This window comes from Orenia marismortui DSM 5156 (assembly GCF_000379025.1).
GTDB lineage: Bacteria > Bacillota > Halanaerobiia > Halobacteroidales > Halobacteroidaceae > Orenia > Orenia marismortui.
Genome location: NZ_KB900620.1, coordinates 1 through 12,136, shown reverse-complemented (window position 1 = coordinate 12,136; position 12,136 = coordinate 1). Strand labels below are relative to the sequence as shown.

Genomic DNA, 12,136 nt, shown 5'->3' with positions numbered 1-12,136 from the left:
TATAGTTAATTTTAATTTTTACTGGCATTTACAATAAAAAATAGAAGAGTCTTAAAGATGGAATTATGGGTTTATCAAAAAAATTTTAAACAGTAATTAAGTTCAACGAAAAGATTACGTAATAAAATAGGGAGGGCTATTATGCTAAACTCTATAACAGGAAGAGAAATCTCACTATACAGCCATTTCAAAGAAGAGTTAAGTAAGGCTAAAGAGATTAAAATAATAGTTTCTTTTTTAAGAGAATCAGGTGTTAAATTAATTGTTAAGGATTTAAAGAAGCAAGCATTAAAAGGTGCAGATATAAAGATTATTACTAGTAAATATCTCAATATCACTGAACCATCTGCCTTAAGCTTATTAAAATATGAGTTAGGTGATATGGTTGATTTAAGATTTTTCTCCAAAGAGAATATATCATTTCATCCTAAGACTTATTTCTTTAAAAATGATAAGGAGAAAGTATTATTTATAGGATCTTCTAATATTTCATATTCTGCTCTAGTCTCAGGAGTAGAATGGAATTATAGATTAGCTGAAAATAATGACCCAAGTTCTTATGAGAAATTTGAAGAAGAGTTTGATAAGGTTTTTAATAAGGAATCAATTATAATAGATGATAAGATACTAAGCAGCTATGCTAGTAACTGGAAAAAGCCTAAAATATATAAGTCTGAAGCAGAAGAAAATAATACTGAGATAAAAACTCCAGAACCAAGAGGGGCACAGATTGAAGCACTATATGAATTGAAGTTGTCGAGGGAAGAAGGATATAACAAGGGTATGGTTATAGCAGCAACTGGAATAGGTAAAACTTATTTAGCAGCTTTTGACTCGATTCAATTTGATAAGGTTTTATTTGTAGCTCATCGAGAAGAGATTTTAAAGCAAGCAGAAAAATCTTATAAAAGAATAGAACCTAGCTTAACGACTAGTTTTTTCAATGGGGAAGAAAAAGATAAGAGTGGTAAAGCAGTATTTGCTAGTGTTCAGACCTTGAGTAAAGAAGATTATTTGAATGATGAGTACTTTAAAAAGGATGAATTCAAGTATATTGTGATTGATGAATTTCATCATGCAGCAGCAGATAGTTATAAGAGAATTCTTGACTATTTTGAACCTGATTTTTTATTAGGTCTTACAGCTACACCCTATCGTATGGATAATAAAGATATTAATGAATTATGTGATGATAATATTATCTATGAGATTTATTTAAAGGATGCAATTAATAGGGGGTTGCTAGTTCCTTTTAAGTATTATGGTATTTATGATTATGAGGTAGATTATGACAAGGTAAAGATGTCTAATGGACAATATAATATCAAAGATTTAGAGAAGAATCTATCTACTCATCAGAGAGGTAATTTAATTTTAAAGCATTACAATAACTTAGCAGGTAAAAGAACTTTAGGTTTTTGTGCCTCTATTAATCATGCAGATTATATGGCTAAATATTTTAATGATAATAATATCAAAGCAGTCTCTGTACATAGCTCAAATAATCAAAAGCAATATTTTATGGAGAGAGATGAAGCAATTGATAAGTTTTTAAAAGGAGAAATAGATGTTATCTTTGCAGTAGATATATTTAATGAAGGAGTAGATATACCTGCTTTAGATACTGTGTTATTTTTAAGACCAACGGAATCTTATACGATTTTCTTACAACAATTAGGTAGAGGATTGAGAAAAGATAAAGGTTCAGGTAAAGAATCTTTAAAAGTGCTTGATTTTATCGGTAATTATAAAAGAGCACACTATATACCTCTTCTTTTATCAGGAGAAAACCCTTTGGAGAATAAAAAGAATAATTTTAGAGATATTGATGAATTTGAATATCCAGATGATTGTAAGGTATCTTTTGATTTGCAAATAATGGACTTATTTAAGGAAATGGCAACTAGAGACCCATTAAGAAAGCGTATGGAAGATGAATACTTTAGATTAAAGAATTATTTAGGTAGAAGACCATTAAGAAAGGATATCTATGAGGGGATAGATATAGATATAAAAGAGTACCTTAGAAAGAAACACAAAGGTTATCTTAGGTTCTTAGAATCTATTGGTGAATTGAAGGATAATGAGAAAAAGTGGATAGATACTATAGTTGAAGATTTTTTAATTGAATTAGAAAAAACAAGCATGAGTAAGTCTTATAAGATACCTACTTTATTAGCTTTATTAGATGATGAGAGATTAAAAAGTGAAGCGAGTATTAAGAAAGTAGGAGAGACTTTCAGGGATTATTATAAGAATTACAAACTTCATCAAAAGGATTTAAATAACAAGAGGCATAAAAATTGGAAAAATTGGGACAAGGATAAGTTTATCAAAGAAGCAGTAAAAAATCCCGTAAAGTTTTTAAGTAAGAGGAAGTTTTTTATCCATGATGAAGTGAATAAAAGGTTTATGTTAGATGAAGAGTTGAAGCCTTATTTAACAGAGGATTTAACAGAACATTTTATTGATATCTTAAAATATAGAGAGTTAAACTACTTTAGAAGAAGATTTAAGGAGAGAGATTAATGAAAAAATATGATAAATTAATCAGAGATAGGATACCAGGTATTATTAAAGAGTCAGGGAAAGAATATGAAGTAGAGGTTATGGATGAGGTAGAGTACAAGTCATACTTAAAAAAGAAGTTACTAGAAGAAGTCAATGAGTATATAGAATCAGAAGAGGTTGAAGAATTAGCTGATATTTTAGAAGTAATGTATGCTATTATAGATCTTAAAGAAGTTACTTTAGAAGAAGTTGATAAGATTAGAAGTGAGAAAGTTGAAAAGCGCGGAGGATTTAAGGAGAGATTAAAATTATTGAAGGTTTATGATTAATTTTATAATTTTTCTAAAGAGAGGTCTTTATAATGGAATGTATATTCTGTAATACAGAAGAATTAGAGATTATATTAGAAAGTCAATTCAGTTTTGCGATTTTTGATAAGTATCCAGTAAATAAAGGTCATTTATTAATAATACCGAAAAGACATTTTAGTAGTTTCTTTGAATTAAGTAAAGAAGAGATGAATGATATTTATGATTTAATTAATCAAGGTAAAGAAAAATTGGATAAGCTCTACAGTCCTGATGGATATAATATAGGAGTTAATGTTGGAGAAACAGCAGGTCAGACTATTATGCATTTACATATACATATAATCCCTAGATATAAAGGAGATATTGAAAATCCTAGGGGTGGAATTAGAAAATTAATGCCGAATTTAGTACCTTATGATGGTTAAAGTATTTATTACATATAAGCAGTTAATATGGTTAATATTAGCTATATTTGCTGTTTTTTTATTATACAATTATTAATGGTACATAGTTTATAGTAGAAAGGGTAGAATACACCCTATTAAATGGAATATCGGGGTGTTTTTATGAAACTAATTGAATACTTTTACTGTAAAGGTAGACAAGGATTTTATTTTGTAGGGACATTTGAAGGTCAAAATCTAAGCTATGATATGGTCTATATTTGTACGACTCCTAATGGTTATAGAATTGGAAGTCAAGATATAGAGAATTTGGATATACATCAGTTCAGTCCAAAAGAGATAATAAATAGATATAGTGACCCAAGCTGTAGAGAGAGTAAAAATCCATTAGATAATGATTGGAGTAGAGAAGATATTGTAGAGTTATTAGATCAAGGAGAGGAATGTCCTTGTTAAAATTTTTCAAGTATTTAGATTTGAGAATAATTATAAAAGCATTGGTTTAAGGGAGGAAGTAATATTTTAATTATTAAATGTGCCAAATGTAAATTTAAAATTATGAAGTATAAGAAGATAGGACAAGGTAAAGTCTTATGTTGTTGGGAAGATAAGATTAGAAAAATATATGCTAAGGTTAAAGGTAAGAAACTATTATGTAGCAATTATGATAATTTAATAGGAGAGATTAGGTCCAAAGGTCAAAGAAATTATGTCAAGATGAATAGAGACCAATTTGCGTATAGTGGAACTAAAATTAGGAAATAAAATCTATAGAATATAAGGTTAAAATGGCTGATTAGAATAGGTGTGATTATTATTTTAGGATTGAGATATGACATTGTAAAGCTATACTTCTATACTTTGAAATAAAATATACTTTTAATTTTTAGGCAGGAATACTTTTAGTATTTGAATATAAACTTAGAGATGCTATGTTAGCAAAGTTGATAATTAGAAATTAAGAGTTGAAAGATAGAGTTTAAGATGAGAGAGCTAGACAATGGAGAATAAATATAATTCTTGGTGATAGGGACTATTCTTTTCAGAAAGAACTTAATACCTATTTTCAATATTTAAAAGAAAATTTAAAGCTTCCTTGTGAGGTAACTGGTATTGAAGATTTTAATTGGGAAGAACCTTATATATTTGGATTTGGAGATGAAGAAGAATATGAGAAACTCAAAAAGAATCAACCATCTTATACTGATATATATGAACTTATTGATATTGAGGAGAATATAGATTCAGAGTGGATTCTTACAAAAGTAAGAAGTGATATAGGAGCTAAAGCAAGACGTAAATCAGATAATAACTATAAACGAGCAAAACTCATTACATTTTTTGGAATCAAGTGATTAGACCAATCCCTAGGTTATTTTTAAAAACTGAAAAACATTATTTAATGGTATATTGCCTTTAGCACAATTATAAATCCATTTAATATAATCTTTTTTACTTTGTTTTCTAACTTTTAAAATGCCTTTACCAAATTTCATAGGTTGATCTAAACCAATAGTACAAAATAAATGAACTAATGCTTGTAAAATCCAAATTCTTTCTATGCCTTTAATTGAACGGATTTGATAGTTATCAAGACCTAATAATGATTTTTCTTGTCTAAAAAATATTTCAATAGGCCAACGCTTACAATAATATTTTAAGATAGTTACTGTATCTAATGAAACATCTGTATAAATAAATGCTTTCAAAGCCTTAGGATCTTTAAAAGCATTTTCAGGCCAAGTTAAAATTACAATAAATTTGGATATACCGAATTGGAGGAGCTAATTGAGGAAGAGCAGATTATTCTAATAGAGGATGGTTATCTACTTAAAGAGTTAGGAAGTAAGGGACTATTCTTATTAACTTTTCAGCAGGCATGTGATTTCTTTAATAAAGATTATTACCAGAAACAGTATTCTAATTTATATCAATTAGATAGTAACCAAGAATTCTTAAATAGGATAGAAGAGATTGGAGATGAACTAGATGATATTGATGAAATTAGAACACTACAATCGTAGAGGTCAGTGGTTCGAGACCGCTTATCCCCACCATTAATTATAACACTCAAAAGAAGAGTGTTTTTTATTTTTTGGCCATTTCCTTTAACAGTATATAAGCGATATAAACTACATATAATAGTATAGATTTGATTTTTAAGGGAGTGGTAAAATGCCTATCATTCAAATAGGTACTAATCATTATGAAGAATACCTTCGAGACAGGTTATTTTTTGAGCTAGCATTTTTAAAACAGGATGGGATAATTATAGAGATAGATGAATTTCAAAAGGGAGATTTAACTGTTTTTGATTGCCAATTAAAACTTGATAAAGATGGATTAGATAATTTGGATTTTATCTTTAATGAATATATTGCTAATGCTTTATCTGATGTAATTATTAATAATATAGAGGGAGAATTGTTAGAGAAGATATTGAAAAGTAAGTATAAACAATTCTCTAATCTTGAAAATCGAGAAATTATAGAGATGGCAACAGATAGATTAAACTTCTTAATAAGTCAAGAAGATCAAAGTATTATTTCTAAAATTCAACGGAAGAATAGAATATTATTAGAAATTCTTGATTACTTAGAAGTAAGAAATGAAATGAGTTTGGAAGGCTTTGTTCAATTTAGATTAAAGGATTATTTGTCAGAATTAGAGGTAGCTATTGATAGAGCAGTGGATGATTTTATTGTAGAAAAAGAATATGAAGAATTTATTCATTTATTGAAATATTTTATTGATACCCAGGAAACTAAAAACGAGTTGATTCATGTGGTTAAATTTAAAAATAATCATTTTAAATTATTAAATGAAGATGGTATGGTAATAGAAAATACCTACTTAGATGAAAATCTTTTAAGTATGGTAGATTGTGATTTAGATTATGATGATTTATTAATCAGTGCTTTGATAACTGCAGCACCTGAATTAATAATCTTACACTTTAAAGAACCAGTTTCTATAATTAAGCCATTAAAGAACATATTTGCTGATAAGATCTCCATCTGTCTAGGTTGTGAGTATTGTAATTTGAATAATTTAAATGAATTAGACTAATTACCTTGTCAAATAAAAACTCAAATTATATAATAGTAATTAGTTTTAAAAGAAGGCGAGGGATTTTAATGATTTTTAAGTTTTTATTTTTACCGATAGTTGGAGCAATAATTGGTTGGATAACTAACTTACTAGCAATTAAATTAATTTTTAGGCCTTATGAACCAATTAAAATTCCTTTATTAAACTTTGAAATTCAAGGGTTATTACCAAAGCGAAGTAAAGAGTTAGCTAAAAAGATTGGAGAGGTTGTAGAAAGAGATTTATTGCCTAAGGAGGAGTTAGAAAGAGAGTTATCAGGACTGGAAGTTAAAGATGACATTAAGGTGGCTATTTTAAGTATTATAGACCAGAAGGCTGAAGAAAAAATACCACCATTTATACCTGATAATTTTAAAGTTATGATTATTAACTTCTTAAAAGAGATGGTAAATAAAGATTTAGATCCATATCTTGATCAGCTAATGGATAGGGCTAAAGACAAAATTTTAAATGAGACAGATTTAGCTCGTTTAGTAGAAACAAGGGTAAGTACCTTTGAAATGAGGGAATTAGAAGAATTAGTATTACAAATTGCAGCTAAAGAATTAAAACATATAGAGGTTCTAGGGGCTATTCTTGGTTTTCTTGTTGGAATAGGACAAACTGTAATTGTTATGAATTTCTAAATTTAACTTGACAGTAGATTTAATAGGATTTATAATTTTAGTAAGTTAATAAGCTTAAAAACTATGAAGAGGACGAGTAAGTTAATTTGATTCTTAGCAGAGAATGGAGATTATAAGCTGGAAGTCTCCTAAGAATTGTTAACTGAAAACCACCTCTGAGTTGACGCCTGAACTTAATGATAGTAGGGTGCTCCGGTAAAAAGCCGTTATTTAAATTGAGATAAATCCATATTTATATATTATATTCTAAAATTTATGGGTTTAATTAGAGTGGAACCACGAATCTTTCGTCTCTAAATTAGAGATGGGGGATTTTTTATTTTTTGTAGCTATGCTTAGGTTTCGCCTAACGGCGAGTTGCCTTTTTCCTTAGATAAAAAAGTAACCAAACCTATGAGTTTTTAAAATAAAAAACTCTTCGTGGCAAACCCAGTCCAATCATTTAAAAGATAGGGAAAACGCTTATACTTTATTAATGTTATCAGAGTTATTAAGTAAATTTGGTGCATTAATAACTAATTTTTGATTTAATCAGATTTCGCTTGCTTTCCCAAGGAAACAGGCTTGATTATATTAATTAATATTTGTTTAAACCATAAATTTGGGACATAAACGAAGCTTAAAATATAACTCAGACATCGCTTACGTTTCTTTGAATTCTTAACTTTTAACTAAAGAAATTTCACATAATTATTTTAAAGCTTTGTTATCTACAATTATAAATTATATATAAGGAGGAATTAAAAATGAGTCAAGTAAAAGTTACTTTACCAGATGGATCAAGTCGGGGGTATGATCGAGGAACAACAGTTAAGGATGTTGCTTTTGATATTGGATCTAGATTAGGAAGAGCTTCAATTGCAGGAAAGGTTAATGGAGAGACTGTAGATGTTTATTATAAAATAGAGGATGATATTAAGTTGGAATTAATTACTTTAGGTTCTGATGAAGGTTTAGAGGTTTATCGCCATACTGCAGCTCATGTTTTGGCTCAAGCAGTAAAAAGATTATATGATGATGTTAAATTAGCTATAGGACCTACAATTGATGATGGTTTCTATTATGATTTTGATATGGAACATAGAATCTCTGAAGAAGATTTTGAAAAGATTGAAAAAGAAATGAAGAAGATTATCAATGAAAAATATGCAATTAAACGAGAAGTATTATCTAAAGAAGAAGCGATTGAATTAATGAAAGAGTTAGGTGAAGATTATAAAGTAGAATTAATTGAAGAATTAGAAGATGATACTGTAAGTATTTATACTCAAGGTGAATTTAGAGATTTATGTCGTGGGCCGCACTTACCATCAACAGGCAAATTAAAGAATAATGCTTTTAAATTATTAAGTGTAGCAGGGGCTTATTGGCGTGGTGATGAAAATAATAAGATGTTACAAAGAGTATATGCTACTGCTTTTTACAAAAAAGCTCAGTTAGATGAGCATCTTGAAAGATTAGAAGAAGCTAAAAAGCGAGATCATCGTAAATTAGGCAAGCAATTAGATTTATTTAGTTTACAAGAAGAGGGTCCAGGATTTCCATTTTTCCATCCTAAAGGAATGGTTTTAAGAAATCAATTAGTAGATTTTTGGAAAGAAGAGCATAGAAAGGCTGGATACCAAGAAATTAAGACTCCTATTATCCTAAACCAAAGTCTTTGGAAGCAGTCTGGACACTGGGACCATTATCGTGATGATATGTACTTTACTCAAATTGATGAGCAAGATTTTGCAGTTAAGCCTATGAACTGTCCAGGTGGTATTTTAGTTTATAAAGATAAAAAACATAGTTATAGAGATTTACCAATTAGAATGGGTGAGCTAGGTTTAGTACACCGCCATGAATTATCTGGTACATTACATGGTTTAATGAGAGTTAGAAACTTCACTCAGGATGATGCTCATATCTTCTGCTTACCATCACAGATTGAGGAAGAGTTAACAGGAGTTATCAAACTAGTGGATACTATTTATAATGCTTTTGGCTTTAAATATAATGTAGAATTAAGTACTAAGCCTGATAAAGCCATGGGGTCTGATGAGTTATGGGATCAAGCAACATCTGCTTTGGAAGAAGCAATTAAAGCTAATGATTTAGATTATGAAATCAATGAAGGAGATGGAGCCTTTTATGGTCCTAAGATAGATTTTCATTTAGAAGACTGTTTAGGACGCACATGGCAATGTGGAACTATACAATTAGATTTCCAAATGCCAGAACGTTTTGATTTAACTTATGTCGGTAGTGATGGTGAAGAACACAGACCAGTTATGATTCACCGTGCTATTTATGGAAGTTTAGAAAGATTTATGGGAATCTTAATTGAACATTATGCAGGTGCTTTCCCAACTTGGTTAGCTCCAGTACAAGCTCAAATTATTCCGATTACTGATAATCATATCGACTATTCTTATAAGGTAAAAGAAGAATTAGAAAGTGCAGGAATAAGAGTAGATGTGGACATTAGACAAGAGAAGGTTGGGTATAAGATTAGAGAAGCTCAAGTTCAACAAATCCCTTATATGTTGATTATAGGTGATGATGAAGTAGAAAGTGAAACAGTATCTGTACGAGATCGTCGTGAAGGTGATTTAGGTGCTGTTAAAGTTGATGAGTTTAAAGAAGATGTTTTAGAGGAAGTTGAGAATAAAAAATAAGGGTTGCTAGTTATCAGCTCCTGGCTTCTAGCTGATTAATCTATAGCTAACAGTTAGGAGCTAATAGCTAAAGGCTGATTTTTTTCTTGACACAATATTTAATCTATAGTATACTGTTATAGAACAATAAAGAAGAAGTCATCCGCTTCTCACCTAGAGCAAGTAACTTTGGGTTAATAGAGTTGAACATAATTTCCTTATAAATATATTAAGGTATTTCTATGTTTAAATCTTCAAGCGGGATGACCTATATCTATGGTCATCTTTTTTCTTGTTAAAAACTTAGGAGGTGCATATAAAATTAGTACGGATTTAAGAGTTAATGAGCGAATTCGTGCTCGTCAGGTTAGAGTTGTTGATAATGAAGGTGAACAAGTTGGTGTTATGCCACTAAAAAAAGCTTTAAGTATTGCTGAAGAAAGAGGTTTTGATTTAGTAGAGGTTGCTCCTCAAGCTAAACCACCTGTTTGTAAGATAATGGATTATGGTAAATATAAATATGAACAGGCCAAAAAAGCTAAAGAGGCTAAAAAGAATCAAAATGTTATGAAGGTTAAAGAAGTTCAAATGAGTGTTAAAATTGAAGACCATGATTTCAATGTAAAGGTGAACATGGCTAAAAGGTTCTTAAACAATAAAGATAAAGTAAAAGTAAGAATTCGCTTCCGCGGAAGAGAGATCGCACACAAAGATCTTGGATATGAATTAATGGATAGGTTCGCAGAAGAAGTTAAAGATTTAGGTAGAGTATCTAGTAAAGCAAGTATGGAAGGTAGACATATGCTAATGTTTATCACTCCAACAAGTGACAAGTAAGTTAGGAGGAGGAAATAATTATGGGTAAAATGAAGACACATAAAGGAACTAAGAAGAGATTCAAAAAGACTGCTAAAGGTAAAATTAAGAAAAAAGGTAAAGCTTTTGCTAGTCATTTAATGACTAATAAAAGTGGAAATAGAAAGAGAAAATTAAGAGGCGGAGAAATGGCAAGTAAAGCAGATTCTAAGAGGATTTCAGAAGCATTACCATACGAATAATAGAAAGATTATTGAGGAGGAAAGATTATGCCACGAGTTAAACGGGGAAATAGAAGAAGAAAAAGAAGAAAGAAGATATTAAAGCTAGCTAAAGGTTATTTCGGTTCTAAAAGTAAATTATATAGACCAGCTACAGAACAAGTACTAAAATCTTTAGCTTATGCATATAGAGATAGAAAACAAAAGAAAAGAAACTTCAGAAAATTATGGATTACAAGAATTAATGCTGGTGTAAGACAACATGGACTTTCTTACAGCAGATTCATTTATGGATTAAAGCAAGCTGATGTTGATATTAACAGAAAAATGTTAGCTGAACTAGCTGTTAATGATAGTGAAAGCTTTGAAGAGTTAGTTAACTTAGCTAAAGAAAATCTATAATTATTTCTTAGACCTAGAGCTGATGCTTTAGGTCTTTTAGTTTTTTGATAAGAAATTATTAACTAATACATAGAACTCAATAATTTTTGTCACAAGTTAGTACTAATTAAAGAGGAGATAATTAAGTTGTTATATTATGACTATTATTTTTAATTGATATATATTCACAGTTTTCAAGTCTTATTATCATTAAAATCTCCTTGACAAAGCACCGACTTAATAGGTATAATAACAAGTAAATTGAATAGTTGCTTTAATCGCTTAATTCTATTAATTATATAGAAGCGGGGGACCCACTTTATTTTGGGGCGAATGTAAACTTACTTGTAGTGAGTTTACTAAGGTTACCTTTAACCTGAGTCCGACAGCTAACCTCGTCAGCGTTCAAAAAGGGGTAGGCGGTATTATATTAAATATAGTATTCGAACTATATTTAGTATTTATTATTATCTTATAAATAAGGTGATAATAGATATTTTATTATGATACTTTAAAGGCTATAGCTACCTGCTATAGCCTTTTTTTTATGTGTGCCTCGTAGATTTAGTAAACAGTAGGTGAAAATCCTATCCATGCTGTTTTCGCCAGTACGGTGTGTGAAATCAACAGTAGCAGGGTGTCTACCGTGAGGTAGAATCTGAAGAGTTTGAGATGAGCAATCAGTCCGGAACAATATGTGAACCAGAGGTGGCATTTAGCTTTGGCGACCCGCCATAAAAACGGGGAAGTCCAATGTTAGCTTGGGGCTCTGTACAAAGGAGAGACAGGTAGCGCTGGTAAATACGTGTAACTGGAAGTGCCCATGTTAGAAAACTAGGTGTGATTAGGGTCGGAATGATTGTAGGGTTTACGTAATTGACCGAGGGAATCTCTAATATAATTCTTTATAGAAATCTATAGAGATAAGTGATGGTATAACTCCAACAGGAAAGCCAGAGTGATGATATATTAGAGTTCAGAAGATATCATAGTAGTGAGAAAAAAAATCAACGAAAGTTGATTATAGCGAAGGATATCTAGGTTATTGAAGTTTAAGATTTGATTACTAATGATATCTTAATTTTGAGTGGTTTAAACACTAGTACTATAGTGGGT

13 protein-coding genes, 1 riboswitch and 1 other annotated feature are annotated in these 12,136 nt (G+C 30.0%); of the genes, 12 read left to right on the top strand and 1 reads right to left on the bottom strand.

Translation table 11 applies throughout. The features are described from left to right. The first annotated feature begins 141 nt into the window (after positions 1–141). The 5 genes from OREMA_RS0109540 (at position 142) to OREMA_RS0109520 (ending at position 3,991) form a co-directional block, all read left to right on the top strand. Positions 142–2,529 (top strand): DEAD/DEAH box helicase family protein, encoded by a 2,388-nt coding sequence (locus tag OREMA_RS0109540; RefSeq protein WP_018249046.1) that lies wholly within the window; start codon positions 142–144, stop codon positions 2,527–2,529. Further along, entirely contained in the window at positions 2,529–2,840 is a 312-nt protein-coding gene (locus OREMA_RS0109535; protein ID WP_018249045.1) for a nucleoside triphosphate pyrophosphohydrolase, read from the top strand. Before OREMA_RS0109540 ends, OREMA_RS0109535 begins: the two co-directional genes overlap by 1 nt. 29 nt (positions 2,841–2,869) lie before the next feature. After that, the gene (locus OREMA_RS0109530; RefSeq protein WP_157280060.1) at positions 2,870–3,247 is read left to right on the top strand and encodes an HIT family protein; all 378 of its coding nucleotides are present in this window, start codon (positions 2,870–2,872) and stop codon (positions 3,245–3,247) included. Positions 3,248–3,388: 141 nt separating this feature from the next. Then, entirely contained in the window at positions 3,389–3,682 is a 294-nt protein-coding gene (locus OREMA_RS0109525) for a hypothetical protein (RefSeq protein ID WP_018249043.1), read from the top strand. A gap of 102 nt (positions 3,683–3,784) precedes the next feature. Further along, complete coding sequence (locus OREMA_RS0109520; RefSeq protein WP_018249042.1) at positions 3,785–3,991, top strand: hypothetical protein; 207 nt, start codon at positions 3,785–3,787, stop codon at positions 3,989–3,991. Positions 3,992–4,593: 602 nt separating this feature from the next. On the opposite strand, the gene OREMA_RS17585 is transcribed toward OREMA_RS0109520, so the two are convergent. Further along, positions 4,594–4,935 (bottom strand): transposase, encoded by a 342-nt coding sequence (locus OREMA_RS17585; RefSeq protein ID WP_018249041.1) that lies wholly within the window; start codon positions 4,933–4,935, stop codon positions 4,594–4,596. A gap of 66 nt (positions 4,936–5,001) precedes the next feature. On the opposite strand from OREMA_RS17585, the gene OREMA_RS0109510 reads away from it, so the two are divergent. The 7 genes from OREMA_RS0109510 (at position 5,002) to rplT (ending at position 11,041) form a co-directional block, all read left to right on the top strand. Continuing rightward, positions 5,002–5,250: a hypothetical protein gene (locus tag OREMA_RS0109510; protein WP_018249040.1), complete on the top strand. Its 249-nt coding sequence runs from the start codon at positions 5,002–5,004 to the stop codon at positions 5,248–5,250. Positions 5,251–5,401: 151 nt separating this feature from the next. Continuing rightward, positions 5,402–6,295, top strand: a complete 894-nt coding sequence (gene ytxC, locus OREMA_RS0109505; protein WP_018249039.1) for a putative sporulation protein YtxC — start codon at positions 5,402–5,404, stop codon at positions 6,293–6,295. A 68-nt stretch (positions 6,296–6,363) separates the two neighbouring features. Then, positions 6,364–6,963, top strand: a complete 600-nt coding sequence (locus OREMA_RS0109500) for a DUF445 domain-containing protein (protein ID WP_018249038.1) — start codon at positions 6,364–6,366, stop codon at positions 6,961–6,963. A gap of 54 nt (positions 6,964–7,017) precedes the next feature. Further along, positions 7,018–7,261, top strand: a binding site (T-box leader). A 448-nt stretch (positions 7,262–7,709) separates the two neighbouring features. Further along, the gene (thrS, locus tag OREMA_RS0109495; RefSeq protein WP_018249037.1) at positions 7,710–9,623 is read left to right on the top strand and encodes a threonine--tRNA ligase; all 1,914 of its coding nucleotides are present in this window, start codon (positions 7,710–7,712) and stop codon (positions 9,621–9,623) included. A 255-nt stretch (positions 9,624–9,878) separates the two neighbouring features. Next, entirely contained in the window at positions 9,879–10,439 is a 561-nt protein-coding gene (gene infC / locus OREMA_RS0109490) for a translation initiation factor IF-3 (RefSeq protein ID WP_018249036.1), read from the top strand. Between the two features lie 20 nt (positions 10,440–10,459). After that, the gene (gene rpmI, locus OREMA_RS0109485; protein WP_018249035.1) at positions 10,460–10,660 is read left to right on the top strand and encodes a 50S ribosomal protein L35; all 201 of its coding nucleotides are present in this window, start codon (positions 10,460–10,462) and stop codon (positions 10,658–10,660) included. A gap of 27 nt (positions 10,661–10,687) precedes the next feature. Continuing rightward, positions 10,688–11,041, top strand: coding sequence for a 50S ribosomal protein L20 (gene rplT, locus OREMA_RS0109480; protein ID WP_018249034.1), 354 nt, complete (start codon positions 10,688–10,690; stop codon positions 11,039–11,041). Positions 11,042–11,289: 248 nt separating this feature from the next. Next, positions 11,290–11,439, top strand: a riboswitch (cyclic di-AMP (ydaO/yuaA leader). The last annotated feature ends 697 nt before the right edge of the window (positions 11,440–12,136 follow it).